This window comes from Aeromonas sp. D3, from assembly GCF_027705025.1.
Taxonomy (GTDB): Bacteria; Pseudomonadota; Gammaproteobacteria; order Enterobacterales; family Aeromonadaceae; genus Aeromonas; species Aeromonas salmonicida.
Genome location: NZ_JAPDBE010000002.1, coordinates 74774 through 90432, shown reverse-complemented (window position 1 = coordinate 90432; position 15659 = coordinate 74774). Strand labels below are relative to the sequence as shown.

General features: G+C 61.2%; 17 protein-coding genes. 12 read left to right on the top strand and 5 right to left on the bottom strand.

What is annotated here, in order from left to right; genetic code table 11:
- Nucleotides 1–25 precede the first annotated feature (25 nt).
- The 5 genes from OKC28_RS02170 to OKC28_RS02150 all read left to right on the top strand — a co-directional run bounded on the left by OKC28_RS02170 (nucleotide 26) and on the right by OKC28_RS02150 (nucleotide 4086).
- A complete protein-coding gene (locus OKC28_RS02170; protein WP_005310045.1) occupies nucleotides 26–631 on the top strand; it encodes a DJ-1/PfpI family protein in 606 nt (201 codons plus the stop codon).
- 40 nt (nucleotides 632–671) lie between these two features.
- Nucleotides 672–1034 carry a VOC family protein gene (locus OKC28_RS02165; RefSeq protein ID WP_256688097.1) on the top strand — a complete coding sequence of 121 codons (363 nt, stop codon included), beginning with the start codon at nucleotides 672–674 and terminating at the stop codon, nucleotides 1032–1034.
- Between the two features lie 188 nt (nucleotides 1035–1222).
- Entirely contained in the window at nucleotides 1223–1519 is a 297-nt protein-coding gene (locus tag OKC28_RS02160) for a putative quinol monooxygenase (protein WP_270687066.1), read from the top strand.
- Between the two features lie 115 nt (nucleotides 1520–1634).
- Nucleotides 1635–2438, top strand: a complete 804-nt coding sequence (gene dkgB / locus OKC28_RS02155) for a 2,5-didehydrogluconate reductase DkgB (protein ID WP_099992527.1) — start codon at nucleotides 1635–1637, stop codon at nucleotides 2436–2438.
- Between the two features lie 475 nt (nucleotides 2439–2913).
- On the top strand, nucleotides 2914–4086 hold the full coding sequence (locus tag OKC28_RS02150; RefSeq protein WP_256688095.1) for an MFS transporter: 1173 nt from the start codon (nucleotides 2914–2916) through the stop codon (nucleotides 4084–4086).
- A gap of 69 nt (nucleotides 4087–4155) precedes the next feature.
- On the opposite strand, the gene cydX is transcribed toward OKC28_RS02150, so the two are convergent.
- The 3 genes from cydX to OKC28_RS02135 are packed head-to-tail and all read right to left on the bottom strand — an operon-like array spanning nucleotide 4156 to nucleotide 6992.
- Nucleotides 4156–4269, bottom strand: a complete 114-nt coding sequence (cydX, locus tag OKC28_RS02145; protein WP_005310033.1) for a cytochrome bd-I oxidase subunit CydX — start codon at nucleotides 4267–4269, stop codon at nucleotides 4156–4158.
- A 24-nt stretch (nucleotides 4270–4293) separates the two neighbouring features.
- Nucleotides 4294–5421: a cytochrome d ubiquinol oxidase subunit II gene (gene cydB, locus OKC28_RS02140; protein ID WP_270687060.1), complete on the bottom strand. Its 1128-nt coding sequence runs from the start codon at nucleotides 5419–5421 to the stop codon at nucleotides 4294–4296.
- Nucleotides 5421–6992 carry a cytochrome ubiquinol oxidase subunit I gene (locus OKC28_RS02135; protein ID WP_270687057.1) on the bottom strand — a complete coding sequence of 524 codons (1572 nt, stop codon included), beginning with the start codon at nucleotides 6990–6992 and terminating at the stop codon, nucleotides 5421–5423. Before OKC28_RS02135 ends, cydB begins: the two co-directional genes overlap by 1 nt.
- A gap of 120 nt (nucleotides 6993–7112) precedes the next feature.
- Between OKC28_RS02135 and OKC28_RS02130 the strand changes: the two genes are divergently transcribed.
- Nucleotides 7113–8555 carry an aminotransferase-like domain-containing protein gene (locus OKC28_RS02130; protein ID WP_270687055.1) on the top strand — a complete coding sequence of 481 codons (1443 nt, stop codon included), beginning with the start codon at nucleotides 7113–7115 and terminating at the stop codon, nucleotides 8553–8555.
- Between the two features lie 42 nt (nucleotides 8556–8597).
- Here OKC28_RS02130 and OKC28_RS02125 read toward each other — a convergent pair whose 3' ends face one another.
- Nucleotides 8598–9248, bottom strand: coding sequence for a tellurite resistance TerB family protein (locus OKC28_RS02125; RefSeq protein WP_005310022.1), 651 nt, complete (start codon nucleotides 9246–9248; stop codon nucleotides 8598–8600).
- 201 nt (nucleotides 9249–9449) lie between these two features.
- On the opposite strand from OKC28_RS02125, the gene OKC28_RS02120 reads away from it, so the two are divergent.
- From OKC28_RS02120 to OKC28_RS02110, 3 genes are all read left to right on the top strand, one after another.
- Nucleotides 9450–9920, top strand: coding sequence for an acyl-CoA thioesterase (locus OKC28_RS02120; RefSeq protein WP_021141144.1), 471 nt, complete (start codon nucleotides 9450–9452; stop codon nucleotides 9918–9920).
- A gap of 84 nt (nucleotides 9921–10004) precedes the next feature.
- Complete coding sequence (gene rsmS, locus OKC28_RS02115; RefSeq protein WP_005310018.1) at nucleotides 10005–10160, top strand: pleiotropic regulatory protein RsmS; 156 nt, start codon at nucleotides 10005–10007, stop codon at nucleotides 10158–10160.
- A 40-nt stretch (nucleotides 10161–10200) separates the two neighbouring features.
- Nucleotides 10201–10668, top strand: a complete 468-nt coding sequence (locus tag OKC28_RS02110) for a GyrI-like domain-containing protein (RefSeq protein ID WP_256688091.1) — start codon at nucleotides 10201–10203, stop codon at nucleotides 10666–10668.
- Nucleotides 10669–10699: 31 nt separating this feature from the next.
- On the opposite strand, the gene OKC28_RS02105 is transcribed toward OKC28_RS02110, so the two are convergent.
- Nucleotides 10700–11542 (bottom strand): LysR family transcriptional regulator, encoded by an 843-nt coding sequence (locus OKC28_RS02105; protein WP_005310011.1) that lies wholly within the window; start codon nucleotides 11540–11542, stop codon nucleotides 10700–10702.
- Nucleotides 11543–11651: 109 nt separating this feature from the next.
- Between OKC28_RS02105 and OKC28_RS02100 the strand changes: the two genes are divergently transcribed.
- From OKC28_RS02100 to OKC28_RS02090, 3 genes are all read left to right on the top strand, one after another.
- Nucleotides 11652–12176, top strand: a complete 525-nt coding sequence (locus OKC28_RS02100) for a nucleoside deaminase (RefSeq protein ID WP_256688090.1) — start codon at nucleotides 11652–11654, stop codon at nucleotides 12174–12176.
- A complete protein-coding gene (locus tag OKC28_RS02095; RefSeq protein WP_270687049.1) occupies nucleotides 12169–13404 on the top strand; it encodes a cyanate transporter in 1236 nt (411 codons plus the stop codon). Before OKC28_RS02100 ends, OKC28_RS02095 begins: the two co-directional genes overlap by 8 nt.
- Before the next feature lie 349 nt (nucleotides 13405–13753).
- Complete coding sequence (locus OKC28_RS02090; protein ID WP_333562720.1) at nucleotides 13754–15634, top strand: exotoxin A binding domain-containing protein; 1881 nt, start codon at nucleotides 13754–13756, stop codon at nucleotides 15632–15634.
- The last annotated feature ends 25 nt before the right edge of the window (nucleotides 15635–15659 follow it).

Sequence of the window (15659 nt, the reverse complement as noted above, 5' to 3'; positions counted from 1 at the left end):
CCAGACAAAACAGCAGGAAGCTCGGATGCATACCATCGCCATTGTTCTTTTTGACGATTTTACCGACATCGATTTTTTCTTGATAAAAGACATTCTTGGCAGAACCAGGCACGACTGGGTGGTGAAAGTACTGGGCACCAAGCCAAGCCACCATTCCGTACTGGGTAACACTGTCACCACCGATGACCATCTTATGGCAGCTAATGATGCCGACGCCGTCATTTTCTGTAGCGGACAACAAGGTATTCCGGCCGTGCTGGCCGACCCGCAATTTATGTCCTCTTTCAAACTGGATCCTGCAAAACAGTTGATTGGTTCGATCTGCGCAGGCTCCTTTATTTTGGCGAAACTGGGTCTGCTCGATGGCAAGCAAGCCACGACTCATCCGGATGCCAAGCCCGCCCTGCTCACCTTGGGGGTAGATGTGCAAGATAAACCACTGGTGGTCGAGGGCAATATCGCCACCGCAGGAGGTTGTCTATCATCGATCTATCTGACCGGCTGGTTAGCCGAAAGACTCTGCAATACCGCCAAACGTCGCGAGATTCACCGGCAACTCCTGCCAGCTGGACAAGCGGATATCTATGAAGAACTGATCCAGTCATCAATTGCTGCAGCCTGTCGCAGCTAACTCATAATATTGTGCAGCGACGCCAACGGAGATAACCCATATGAAAACCCATGAAAAACTGAACTATGTGGAGTTTGCGGCCAGTGATCTCGCGGCCACCAAAGCCTTCTTTCAAGCCGTATTTGGCTGGCAGTTCGCCGACTACGGTCCCGACTACTGCGCCTTTGCCGATGAGGGGCTGGACGGCGGTTTCTATAAAGCGGAACTATGCAGCCACACGGCTCAGGGAGGCGCGCTCTTGGTGTTCTACAGCGCCGATATAGAGGCAACCCAGGCCAAGGTGAGCCAGCATGGCGGCACCATCAACCGTCCCCTGTTTGATTTCCCCGGTGGCCGCCGTTTTCACTTTGTTGAACCCAGCGGCAATGAATTTGCGGTCTGGTCCGAGCCAGCCAATGCCTGATGGCAAGGGGGCGCGCCAACCGTCCCCTTCTCTATTTCCCCCTTATTAACCCTTCACCCATATCGGCCTCTGGCGCAGCGCCTGCTCTTTCATTGCTGCTCTTTTCTCAATAGTGTTTTGCGACTGTTGCCCTATTCCCCTCCCCTTGCGGCAGGCATACTGACCTTCGTTTTAGCAAGGAGGTTCAGATGTCATCACCCGTGATTGTGATTGCCCAACTTGAAGCCAAACCCGAATTTTCCGCCCAGTTCCGGGCCGCCCTTGAGCCGCTGATTGCGGCCACCCTGCAAGAGGCGGGCTGCCAGCGCTACCAGCTGTATCAGGATAGGGACAATCCCCATAGCTGGATGCTGCACGAAGAGTGGGAGAGCGAAGCCGCGCTCAAGGCCCACCAGCAGCAAGCTCACTTCCTCGACTTTATCGCCAGGGCCGAGCCCTGGTTTGCCAGCAGTAATATTCGCAATTACCGCCGACTGCCGGCCTGAGTATCCCGAGACTCGTTGACGATGGCGCTGCCAACTTGCACCGCCGCCACGGCTTTTGCACCGAGCCAACGCCTTTGCTCTGGGCAAGGGCCAAACACCCCATTTGAGGAAATAGATGATGAAAATGCCCGCCATGGGTCTGGGCACCTTTCGCCTGAAAGGTGAGCCACTGCTTGCAACCCTGAATACCGGCCTGGCGCTCGGCTATCGCCATATCGATACCGCCCAGATTTACGACAACGAAAGCGAAGTGGGCGAGGTGCTGGCGACAACCTCGGTGCCCCGCTCAGATATCTACCTCACCACCAAGGTGTGGACCAGCGAGTTTGCCGAAGGCAAGCTGATCCCTAGCCTGAAAACCAGCCTTGAGAAACTGCGCACCGACTATCTGGATCTGGCGCTGATCCATTGGCCTTCCCCCAACGACGAGGTGCCGATGGCGGTCTATCTGGAGCAGCTGGCCGAAGCCAAATCCCTGGGCCTGACCCGTGAAATTGGGGTCTCCAACTTCACGGTTGCCCAGCTTAAAGAAGCCATCGACATTCTGGGTCCCGGCGCCATCGCTCACCAGCAGGTAGAGATCCACCCCTTGTTGCAAAACCGCAAGGTGGTGGAATTCTGCCAGGAGCAGGGCATCGCCATCACCGCCTATATGCCGCTGGCTTACGGCAAGGTGCTGGGTGAGCCGATCTTGATGGAGATAGGCAAGTACCACAAGGTGTCGGCAGCCCAGGTGTCGCTGGCCTGGCTGCTGGCCCAGGGCATGACGGTGATCCCGAGTTCCACCAAGCGGGAGAATCAGGCCGCCAATCTGGCTGCCCTCGAGGTTTCCCTGAGCAGTGAAGAGATGGCCCAGATCGCCACCCTGGAGCGGGGTGAACGCTGCGCCGACCCGGACTTTGCACCAGCTTGGGACTAAACAGGCTTTGTCCTCGCCCTGTGAGAGCGCGTGAGGGCAAAGCAACGTCTTGTCATTGCCTGTGCCATTCACTCATCCTCGGTCCTTCTCCCATTCGGGATGCAGGGCGTAAAAAAGGGTCTGAGAGAATCAGCAAAAAAACCAGCGGGAGGCACAGTGCCTCCCGCTTTCTATTGCCGCTCTTGCCACCCCTTGCTGCAGCGCCCGCCAATCCCGGTCACAGGTTATCCCGCCTTCTGCTGTCTGCTGCCACCCTCACTTGTCAGCCAGGTTTCGCCCTGCTGCTCTTACTCCTTGGTCATGCCGGCCTCCCGCTCGCGACCTGCGATCACGCGGGTCGATTGTGGTGCCGTCACGCCGCCTATTGATGCTCATTTGGCAAAAGTAATTTGACGTTACCGTCATTTTTGCCAACAAAGTGACTCGGCATACTGGCCACCTTCTCCCGTCGGGAGTCACTATCCAAGGAGTTTGTATGCCACTGGCATTATTTGCCCTCACCCTGAGTGCCTTTGCGATCGGCACTACCGAATTCGTGATCGTGGGGCTCATTCCCACCATCGCCGAACAACTCAATGTGTCGCTGCCCTCGGCAGGGCTGCTGGTCAGCCTCTATGCCATGGGGGTGGCCATAGGCGCCCCGCTGTTGACGGCGCTCACCGGCAAGTTGCCGCGCAAGTGGCTGCTGGTGGGCTTGATGGCGCTCTTTACCGCCGGCAACTTGCTGGCCTGGCAAGCCCCTGGCTATGAGAGCCTGATCGTCGCTCGGGTGCTGACCGGTCTGGCCCACGGGGTCTTCTTCTCGGTGGGCAGCACCATAGCCACCGGCCTGGTAGCCAAAGAGAAGGCGGCGAGCGCCATCGCCATCATGTTCAGCGGTCTGACAGTGGCGCTGGTGACTGGTGTGCCACTCGGCACCTGGATTGGTCAGGTGTTTGGCTGGCGTGAAACCTTTCTGGTGGTGAGCCTGCTGGGGCTGATCGCCATGGTAGGCAGCCTGCTGCTGATCCCCAATAACCTGCCCAAGGGGGCGGCCTCGACCATCCGCGAACAGCTCGCCGTGTTGACCAAGAAACCGCTGCTGCTGGTGTATGCCAAGACAGCCCTGGGTTACGGTGGCGCCTTCACCGCCTTTACGTTCCTCGTTCCCATCTTGCAGCAGGTGAGCGGCTTTGGTGCCGGTGCCGTGAGCCTGATCCTGCTGGTGTACGGTGTCTCTGTGGCCTTTGGCAATATCTGGGGTGGCAAGCTGGCAGACCGACTGGGCCCCCTGCCCGCCCTGAAACTGCTGTTCGGCGGTCTGGCGCTGGTGTTGCTGGTGCTGACCTTTACTGCGCCACACCCTGTGCTGGCAGTGCTGACCGTGCTGGTGTGGGGCGCCTTTGCCTTTGGCAACGTGCCAGGCCTGCAGGTGCTGGTGGTGCAACAGGCCGAGCGCCATACCCCCAATGCGGTGGATGTCGCCTCCGGCCTCAACATCGCCGCCTTCAACGTCGGCATAGCACTGGGATCCGTGGTGGGTGGCTTAGTGGTGGAACACCTAGGCCTGATGCACACCCCCTGGATTGGCGCCCTTATCGTGCTGCTGGCCTATGGGCTGACCCATGTCAGCGAGCGGCGCGAAGCCAGACTGGCGCTGGCACTCTAAACCCTTGTGCAGACAAAAGGCCGACACTGGGTGTCGGCCTTTTCCATATCCAAAACAGCGATAGCGGACTCAAGACTCCTTGAGATCCTCGTCAGCGGCCCAGCGGGCCTCCAGCCAGAGCAGGTTGACCAAGCCGCACAGCAGGGCAAACCCCAGCCCCAATATCCAGGTGAAATACCACATAGTCGAGATGTCCCTTTAGTTGAGTTAGTAGAGGCTATGGCCGTGCTGGCGCACCTGCTGGGTGCTCACCTTGCCCCGCACCACCCGGTAGACCCAGAGGGTGTAGCCGATATTGATGGGCATCAGCACGGCGACTATTCCCTGCATGATGAAGAGGGTGTGCTCGCTGGAGGTGCCATCCCACAGGGTCAGACTGCTCGACGGATCCAGCGACGAGGGCAGTACGAAGGGGAACAGGGCTATGGCGATGGTCAGCATCATGGTGGCGCAGGCACCGCCGCTGGCAAGGATGGCCAGCCGCGCCCGGCCAAAGCTGCTTGCCAGCGTGCTCACCATGGGCAGCAAGAGGCCGAGGACCGGCACACTCCAGAGCCAGGGGTGCGACAGGAAGTTGGTGAACCAACCCGCCGGCGCCAGCCCCACCTGCTTCATCAGCGGCGTGAGGGCACCATTGAGATCACCTATCTCATTGATCTGGTAACCCGCCATCTGGCTGAGCCAGACGCCGCCGAGGGCAAACAGGCCACTGGCAAGGGGGCCGAGCCAGAGGCTCTGACGGGCGCAGCGCTCGGCGATAACCCCTTGCGTCTTGCACTGCAAGAAGCTGGCACCGTGCAGCATCAGCAGGGCCAGTGCCGTACCCATGCAGGTCAACAGCAAGGGCCAGTGAAACTCAAAGGCACCGTAGTGGATGCGCAGGGCAGCGTCGAAGCGAAACGGCAAGCCTTGCAGCAGAAAACCGAGCGTCGCACCAAACACCAGGGTCGGCAGCAGGGCCCCCGTCACCAGTGCTCTGTCCCACCAGCGTCGCCAGCGGGGTGAGGCCAACTTGCTGCGATAGTCAAAGCCGACCGGGCGCAGAAAGAGCCCAAACAGCAGGAACATGAAGGGCACGTAGAGCGCCGAGAAGGCGGCGGCATAGACCAGGGGCCAGGCGGCAAACAGTGCGCCTGCACCGGCAATCAGCCACACCTGATTGCCCTCCCACACAGGGCCCACACTGTTGAGCAACACCCGCCGCTCATCGTCTGTTTTGCCGACCAGGGGCAACAGCAAGCCAACCCCCAGGTCAAAGCCATCCATCACCACGAAGCCGATGAGCATGAAGAGCACCAGCCCCCACCAGACCAATTTCAGGGTTTCGTAATCCATCAGGCAGGACTCCCGTTTTGCAACACTTCACCTTGATAACGACCCGTCTGCAGGCTGGCAGGCCCTTTGCAGATCACATGACGCAACAAGAACAGCTCAACCACCAGCAGGCTGGTGTAGATGAGACAGATGGCGATGAGACTGAACCAGAGCTGGCCCGGTTGCAGCAAGGAGACGGAGGCAGACACCGGCAGCACGTCGCTGATGGTCCAGGGCTGGCGGCCGAACTCGGCCACGAACCAGCCCGCCTCTATGGCAATCCAGGGCAGGGGTATGCTCCAGAACAGTACTTTGAGCAGGCGCGGCGACTGCACCAGTCTGCCACGACACAGTTGCAGGAAAGAGGCGGCAAACAGCACCAGCAGCACTATGCCAATCCCCACCATCAGCCTGAAGCTCCAGAACAGTGGCGCCACTTGCGGGATTGAGTCCGCCACGGCCCTGGCAATGGCCCCTTCATCTGCTTTGCCGATCTCCCTGGCATAGGGGGTGAGCAGCAGGCCGTAACCGAGATCATGACGGTGACGATCGAAGGTGGCCTGCGCGGCTGTGTTGCTGCCGTCTGCCCTCAGCGCTTCCAGCGCATCATGAGCCAGCATGCCGCTGCGGATCCGCGCCTCGTGCTGCACTTTAAGATCCTTGATGCCGGTCACCACCTCATCGAGGGAACGGGTGGCTATGATGCCCATCAGGTAGGGGATTTTGACGGCGGCATGGGTGGTCTCGGCATCCTGATCGGGCCAGCCGAACAGGGTGAAGGCGGCCGGGGCTGGCTCTGTCTCCCACTCCGCCTCGATGGCGGCGAGCTTGACCTTCTGCGCCTCCCCCGAGGTATAGCCTGACTCGTCACCCAGTATGATGACCGAGAGGATGGCGGCCAGACCAAAGCCCGAAGCGATGGCGAAGGATCGCAGGGCGAAGCGTACTTCCATCCGGCGCAACAGATACCAGCTGCTGATCCCCATCACGAACAGGGACGCCGCCACATAACCCGCCGCCACCGTATGCACGAACTTGACCTGAGCCACAGGGTTGAACAGCACGGCGGCGACATCCACCAACTCCATGCGCATTGTGACGGGGTTGAACTCGGCGCCAACCGGGTTCTGCATCCAGCCGTTGGCAATGAGGATCCAGAGCGCGGAGAGATTGGAGCCGAGCGCCACCAGCATGGTCACCAGCAGGTGTTGACCGCGGGAGAGCTTGTCCCAGCCGAAGAAGAAGAGCCCGACCAGAGTCGACTCGAGGAAGAAGGCCATCAACCCCTCCACCGCCAGCGGGGTACCGAAGATGTCCCCCACATACTGGGAGTAGTAAGCCCAGTTGGTGCCGAACTGGAACTCCAGGGTGATCCCCGTGGTCACTCCCATCACGAAGTTGATACCAAACAGCTTGCCCCAGAAGCGGGTAATGTCCTTGTAGATCACCTTGCCGGTCATCACGTAGGCCGACTCGGCGATCGCCAGGATCCAGGACAGCCCCAGGGTGAGGGGCACAAACAGAAAATGGAACATCGCCGTCGCACCGAACTGTATTCGGGACAGGCTGACCACATCATCCAGGCTTATCATGCATGACTCTCTATGTTGCATTTAACAGACAGGTTCTCGTCCGTTAAGTACACCATGGGTCATGACACCTATAACAGATGCAGTTATAGTAAATTACACCTATAACAGTTTGAGTGCCCCATGTCCCTCTACGGCCAGCTGGCAGATCAGTTGCAACAACAGATAGCGAGCGGCGTCTGGCAAGCGGGGGAGCGCATTCCCTCCATCCGCCAGAGCTGCAAGATCCACCATCTGAGCCCCATGACGGTGCTGCAGGCCTATCAGCTGCTGGAAAGCCGCGGTCTCATACTGGCGCGGCCCCAGTCCGGCTACTACGTCAAGGCCGCCCCCTCCCCGCTGCGAGCCAGCGCACAGCAGCAAGCGCACTACACAGGCTCGGTGGACATCAACGATCTGGTGTTCGAGGTGCTGCAGGCGAGCAAGTCGCGAGAACTGGTGCCCCTTGGCATGTCGGTGGCCGACCCGACCCTGTTCCCCCATCCCCAGCTCGGGCGCGCACTGGCCAGCTGCATGCGCAAACTCGATCCCTTCAGCACGGTAGCTGATTTGCCTCCCGGCAACGAGGCGCTGCGCCGCGCCATCGCCCAGCGCTACGCCAGTGATGGCCTGGCGGTGAGCCCGCAGGAGATCATCATCACAACCGGGGCCATGGAGGCACTCTCCTTGAGCTTGCAGGTACTGACAGAGCCGGGGGACTGGGTGGTGGTGGAATCCCCCACTTTCTATGGCGCCCTGCAGGCCATAGAGAGGCTGAAACTCAATGCGGTGGAGATCCCCGTGATCCCGGGGGTGGGCATCGATCTCGCCCTGCTGGCCGAGGCGCTGGCCCAGCGCCCCATCAAGGCGTGCTGGCTGATGGGCAATGTGCAGCACCCCTTGGGCCACACAATGCCAGACGGCCACAAGCAGGCGCTGATGCAGTTGCTGAGCCAGCATGAGGTGCCACTGGTGGAGGACGACGTCTACGCCGATCTCTACTTTGGCCGTGAACGGCCCAAGCCGCTCAAATGCTGGGATGTGCGGGGCGACAGCCTGCTGTGCAGCTCGTTTTCCAAATGCCTGGCCCCTGGCTTTCGGGTCGGCTGGGTGGTGGCAGGGCCCCATGCCGAGCGCATTCAGCGGCTGCAACTGATGTCGACCCTGTCGACCAATGTGCCAAGCCAGCTGGCACTGGCCGAGATGTTGCGCCAGGGCGGGGTAGATGCCCATCTTCGCTGTCTGCGCCACACCCTGGCCCAGCGCCAGCAACAGATGCGGGCCGCCCTGCTGCGCCTCTTTCCGGATGAAGTGCGCATCAGCGCCCCCGATGGCGGCTACTTCCTCTGGCTGGAGTTTGACCCCCGTCTCGACAGCCGGGCACTGCACGCCCGGGCGCTCACCTGCGGCTTCTCGCTGGCGCCCGGCGCGCTCTTCTCCAGTCAGGGGCAGTACAACCACTGCCTGCGCCTCAACAGCTCCCATCCTTGGAGCCCTCAGCTGGAAACCGCCCTCGCCCAGCTGGCTGAACTTATTCACCAGCAGCTCGCTCCCCATCTGGATGCCGGAAACAACAACGCCCCGTGACAGGGGCGTTATCGGCTATCGATGGTATTGATCCCTGCCCTGTCAGGCGGGAGCGCTCAGCTGGGCTACCTGCCGCTCTATGCTGCTCTTGAGGTTGTCATCGAGCTTGAGCGCCCGGGCCAGCTCGTCGAGATAACCGCGCTCCATAAAGTGATCCGTCTCGATGGCGAGCAGGGAGGCAAGGTACACCTCGGTGGCCAGCTCCATGTCGGTCACCTCACGCGCCAGGGCATGGGGGTCGAGGGGGCGGGCAAGCTCGGTGTCAATCCAGCGCGCCGTATCACTTTGACCCTGCTCGGTCAGGTACTGCTGGATCTTCTCGCGCTCGGCACTGTCGATATGACCGTCGGCCCGGGCGGCCGCCACCATGGCGCGGACCAGCAAGGCTGCACGGGCATCCAGCGCATTGCCCTGCAGAGTATCGAGGGGCTGGGTCGGTTGCGCCGGGCTCGACTGCTGGGCCTGCCAATCCTGATAAAGCTTGTAGGCCAGCCCGCCGAGGGCCGCTGCACCGCCCACCGCCGCCACCTTGCCGCCATACTTGCGGATCTTCTTGTTGCCAAGCAGCAAGGCCATGGCACCGGCAGCCAGGCCGCCCTGCGCCACACCCTTCATCTGCGCCTTGCGGCTGTCGCCGCCTTCGTTGAGCCAACCTTTGCCAGCGCCCAACAACTGATCCAGCATTTGTTTCATCATGACTCCTCGCAATTGACCCCCCATGCTTGCGCCGAGTTTATGAACCAAGAGTGAATACGCGCCCAATATCACGCCGGGCGCTGTGCATCTTGTCGCCATTCGCGGTATACCTGACATAAATGCTGGCCAGCTTCTCAGGCCCGCCATGGCGCCAATGAACCAACCGGTACCGCGACTATGTCAAGACAAGGAGAGAGCATGACCCCACCCCGCGAGCTGACCCTGCAGTTTTTGGCCGAGCCCGCCGACGTCAATTTCGGCGGCAAGGTGCACGGCGGCATGGTGATGAAGTGGATCGATCAGGCCGGTTACGCCTGCGCCGCCGGCTGGTGCAGCGGCTATGCTGTCACCGTCTACGTGGGGGGGATCCGCTTCCTGCGGCCCATCCAGATAGGCCAGCTTGTGGAAGTACACGCCCAGGTGATCCACACAGGCACCACCAGCATGCACCTGGCGGTGGATGTCTACAGTCGCCATCCAGCGGACCGGCAGCGCCACAAGACCACCCACTGCATCATCATCTTCGTCGCCATGGACGAGACGGGCACGCCAACCAGGGTGCCCCAGTGGCAACCTGTCTCGGCCGCCGATCTGAGCTTGCAGCAATACGCCAAAAAACTGATGGCCCTGCGCGAGGAGATAGACAAGGAGATGCGTCAGCACCTCTGAACCCTTCATCCCCTGTGATACAGGGCCGGTCCCTATCCGGGTGCGGCTCTGTATAATGGCGCTTTTCCCATTACGGAGTCTGTCATGTCATTGGAAAATGCCCCGCCCGAGGTCAAGCTGGCGGTGGATCTTATCGAGCTGCTGGAAACCAACCGGATCGATCCCGCGCTGGCGCTGGCGGCGCTGGCCATCGTGTCCGAGGACTATCAACGCAAGCTCAAGGAAGGCAAGGATCACTGAACGCGGCAGCGCTGCCGCCCCACCCTACACAGGAGGTGTCATGACAGGCCCTATCCGTTTCGAAACCGGCCGCCCCATGCTGTTTGGCGGCCTGCGTCGCCATCATGCATTCGCGCACGCCGACTTCGGCGGTCAGTGGCGCGATTTCAGCGCCCTGGGTCCACTGCCGGGCCAGCTGGGGGAGCATGCCTATGGCGTCATTTGCGGCGTGACCGCCACGGAATGCGAATATATGTGTGCGGTGGAAGTCGCCGCGCTGGAGGTACTGCCCAAGACGCTGGGGCGGATGCGCATCCAGCCCCAGACCTATGCCGTCTTTTTGCATCAGGGTCATGTCTCGACCATGCCGCACACCTGGCAGCAAGCACTGGACTGGCTGGCGCAATCGGATTACCAGTCTGCCCACCAGCCCGACTTCGAGCGCTATGGCGCCGAATATGACCCCCACACCGGCAGCGGCGAAGTGGAACTCTGGCTCGCCGTTGTGCCGCGCCAGGCCATGGCCTGAGGCGGGCCCCTCAACAGCGCGCCCGAACCATTCAGGCAGGCCCCATCACCTGGTCGCACAGGGCAATCAGGGCCTCGCTGAGGCGGGCCAGGGGTTCGCCCCGCTCCGCCCCCAGATGCAGGGCCAACTCGACCGGATTGATCCTGGGCCAGTGCGAAAGAGCCACCTGATCCGGTTGCAGCAGGCGTGTTGGCAGCAGACTGACCCCGATCCCGGCGCTCACCGCACCCTGCAAGCTGGCGAGGCTGGCACTGACATAGGCGATGCGCCAGCGCCGCCCCTGCCCATCGAGCGCATCCGTGATCTGGCGTCGATAGAGCCCTTCACTTGGGAACACCACCAGCGGCAGGGGATCGCGATCACAGGCAGGCCAGTCGCGGCTGTCGACCCAGGCCAGAGGTTCACGCCAGCTGGCGAGTGGTGCTCCTCGCCCGCGGCCCTGCTTGACCAGCGCCAGATCCAGCTCGCCGGCCTCGAAGCGCTGCCAAATCCCGTGGCTGAGGCCACTTTGTACCTCCAGCCGCACCTGCGGATATTGGCGGGCAAATGCGGCCAGCACGGGGGCAATGGCGCCGGCGGCGAAATCCTCCGGCACCCCCAGGCTCAATTGCAGGCTCGCTTCTGTCACCTGGGCCTCGGCTTCTGCCAGCAGCGCCAGAATGCGGCGGGCCAGCCCCAACAGCTTTTCACCTTCCGCCGTGGTCACCACCTGACGACCACTTCTGTCCAGCAACGGGCAGCCGAGCTGCTGCTCGAGGCGCCGTATCTGCTGGCTGATGGTGGACTGGGTCAGGTGCACCCGCTCACCGGCACGGGTGAAGCTGCCCGTGTCTATGATGGCGACGAAGCTGCGCAGCAACAGGGGATCCAGCATGGCATTCTCCATTTACAAAATTACTGGATGTCATTCTATCATTTAATTTCCAAATGATTGATGGCACCACTAGGCTGGTCTGCTCCCCCATAGGTTCAAGGTTTCTCTCATGCCCCACTCTCCTGCCGAGCCCTCAGGCTCCTACCTTGTCTCGTCGCTGACCGCCCTCACGGCCCCTTCCCATCCAGAGTGGCTGGAGCAGGCGCTGCAACTGGCCCTGCAGAATCGGCAGCGAGGAGGTCGCCCCTTCGCGGCCCTGCTGGTGCAAAATGACCGACTGGTGGCAAGCGCCGTCAATGCCATGCATCTGGAGGGTGACCCCACCCGCCATGCAGAGCTGGAAGCCCTGCGCCAGGCCAGCCAATCCGGGCCGCTGGCGGGCGCCATCGTCTATGCCAGCGGCCACCCCTGCCCCATGTGCCTGAGTGCGCTGGTGATGAACGGCATCTGCGCCGTCTATTACGCCTTTGATAACCATGATGCAGCCCCCTTCGGCTTTGACAGCACATCGAGCTATGACAAGTTGCGACTGCCCCTCAGCCCGCCACCTCTGCCCCTCATCAAACTACCAGTCGCCCTCGCCGCCGCCGCGCTCTATGGAGACAACTCAGAGGCGGAACCAGCCCATGAGTAAGGACCTGCCCGCCAGCACCCTGCACCACAGCAAGCAGGATCTGGCCCTGCTGGTGCTGGTGATCCTGATTGGCCTCAATCTGCGTCCCTTTCTCACCGCCATAGGGCCGCTGGTCCAAGCGATAGACAACCGCCTTGGCCTCGGCATGGATACCCTGGCCTGGCTCACCCTGCTGCCCCTCTGGCTCATCGGCGTCGGCGTGCTGATCACCCCTGGCCTGCGCCGCCTCACGGGTCCAAGTCAACTGCTGGGGGCCGCTCTCTTGCTGCTGGGGATGGGAAACGCCATGCGCTTTGATGCCCAAAGCGGCGCCCTGCTGATCGCCAGCGCGGCGCTTTGTGGCCTCGGCTCGGCGCTGGTGCAAGGGGTGCTGCCCGGCCTTATCAAGCAGAGCTTCGCCCACAAGGTGCCGCTGGTGATGGGGATCTTCTCGGCCTGCATGATGGGGGGCGGAGCGCTGGGAGCCAGCCTCACCCCGCAACTGGCGGCAAGCCTAGACTGGTCGCAGGCGCTTGCCCTGTGGAGTCTGCCGGTGCTGTTGGCCATGGTCTGGCTGGCGTGGAAAGTCCGCCTGCCAAGCGCCGCCGTGGTGGCTATTCCACACGGTGAGCAGCGGCTGATCACCCTGCCCCGCAGCTGGTTGCTGATCGGCTGCTTTGGCATCATCAACAGCGGCTACGGCATAGTCGTCGCCTGGCTTGCGCCCGCCTATATGGCGCAAGGGTGGAGCGCCCAGCAAGGGGGCGAGCTGGTGGCCTGGCTGGCACTGGCCCAGACCGCCAGCGGTCTCGGCCTGCCCCTGCTGGCGGCACGCAACACAGATCGCCGCCTCTGGATGGGCCTTGCCATCATCATGCAGGTAGCAGGATTTGGCGGCCTCTGGCTCGCCCCACAAGCCGCCCCCATCCTCTGGTGCATGCTGTGCGGCGCCGGGCTTGGCGGCAGCTTCTCCCTCATCATGGTGATAGCGCTGGATCACCTGCCCGACCCACGCCGCGCCGGCACCCTCAGCGCCCTGATGCAGGGGTTCGGCTTTATGCTGGCGGCAACCGGCCCCTGGGTTGCGGCCTGCCTCCATCATCTGAGTGGCGACTTCGCGGCCGCCTGGCAGTGGCAACTGGGGGGATTGGCGCTGATGAGCCTGCTGGTGCTGCGCCTGGATCCCCGCCACTACCCCAGCGTAATGGGGCTGGCCAAGCCGGCCCCCAACCACGTCACCGTCAATTGACCCTTCTGCGTCATCACATCCTCACCCCGACCGGGTGAGGATGTCTCCTGCCTGCCCGCTTCCTCGCTGACAAAGCGGTTGCCCTTCACCACTGCCAGCTGTGTAAATCATCAACAAGTGATTTCATATCACATTGATTTTAAACACATTAATCGACCCCATATGGAGGGTTGCCCCAGCATTATGGGCCGTTATGGTGATGATCTCAGACGAGTATAATTCTCATTTCGTCTGGCAGGGATGATGTCGTATTCACCAAGGAAGACAACGCCACACACCAGTGGCCCTGATATCACCAGAAGGTAAAAACATGCGGAAAAATACAAAATGGGCTTCTCTACTCAGTGGCTTGGCCATGTTAGGCGGTGTCATCTCACCGGCCATGGCTGAAGAGTCATTCAATCTGTGGCAGGAGTGCGCAACCCGCTGCAACCTGGACCTTGGCCAAGGTGTCAGATCCAGCCAACTCGATCTCTCCACTTTGCTTGATGAACAAGCAGAACAAGGCGTATTGCACTACTCCATGGTGCTGGGTGAAGGAAGCAACAGCCTCAAACTCGCCATCGACAATGCCCTGACCCTGCGCAGCGATGGCTCGAGCATCACGCTAACCAGCGCCACCGCAGGCAAGGAGCCTCGCAGTTACAGCTACCACAGACAGGAGAAGGGCAGTTGGTCCCTGCACTGGCTGGTGCCCGTCGGGGATGAAGCGCCCGCCAGCATCAAGGTCTTCTTCCATGAACTGGATGCAGGCTCCGACATCAGCCATATATCCCCCATTTACAGCATCGAAGTCAGTGACGCTCTGCTGCGCAACATGGCAAAAAACGCGACACTCTATGTCAGACATGTTGAAAACAACGAAGTCAACCGCACACTCACCCTCAGCGCTGCGGGAGTCGGCTTCGTGGCCGCGCCGACCCATCACAGTCGCCAAAAGCGCTGGAGCGAGTGGCATACCGGCAAGGTGCTTTGCCTCCTGGACCCGCTGGATGCGGTTTACAACTACCTATCTCAACGCAGCTGTAATCTGGGTGATACCTGGGAAGGCAAGGTTTATCGGATACTGGCTGGGGCTCCGGCTTCTCACGACACCCATATTGTCCCTACCGCCATCAGCCATCGCCTCCATTTTGCCAAGGCCGACAGCCTGGCAGCCCTGACCACCCATCAGGTGTGTGCCATTCCGCTCGAAGCGTTGGCGCGCAGTCGTCAACCCAGAGGCTGGGAAGAACTGAGCCAATGCGGCTACCCGGTCCACAATCTGATCACCCTTTATGTCCTGACACGCTTGCCATGGTCCCAGCTTGATTCCGTGATTGCCCAGGCGCTGAGCCATACCACTCCCGAGGAGGATTCAACCCCCCGAGGGCAGCTGGCACAAGCCATTCGGGAAAACCCGGCCCAGGCGCGACTGGCCCTGACCATGGCCGCCGCCCAGAGTGACGCCTTTACCCGACAGCATGCAGACAATACTCAAGAGCAAGCCGCCAGCGCAGATGTGGTCAATCTCACCTGTCCGGCTGCAGATCTCAATTGCCTTTCTCCGGCCGACAGTACCAATGCCCTGCAAGAGCGAGATTATCCGAATGGTGCCAGCTTCCTGGGTGAGGGGGAGAGCGTCCGTTTTACAACGGCTGGCACCCAGAATTGGTCGATGGCCCGTCTAAACCAGGCCCATCAACAGTTGATTGACAGTGGCTACGCCTTTGTCGGCTACCACGGCACTTTTATCGAAGCGGCCCACAGCATAGTGTTTGAAGGTGTTCACGAGCGCGATCAATCCTCGATAGCCCCCTGGCAAGGCTTCTATGTCGCAGGAGATCCTGCCCTCGCCTATGGCTACGCCCAGGATCAGGACGCAGATGAGCGGGGACGGATCCGCAATGGCGTCCTGTTACGGGTCTATGTTCCCCGTACCGCCCTGCCCCGTCTCTATGCCACTTCGTTGACACTGGCGTCCCCTGATGCCGTTGATGAGGTCAGTCGCCTGATTGGGCATCCCTTGCCGCTGCAACTGAACTCCATCACAGGGCCGGAAGAAGAAGGTGGACGCCTCGAAACCATATTGGGATGGCGCCTGGCGGAGCAGGCGGTGGTGATCCCCTCCACCATACCGACGGATCCGCGCAATGTGGGTGGAAACCTTGATCCTGCCACTGTGTTACAAGAGGAGCGCGCTATCAGCACACTACCTGACTACGTCACCACACCCCGCGACGAGCTGTAATCCCTGTATGCAGATACCAAAACAC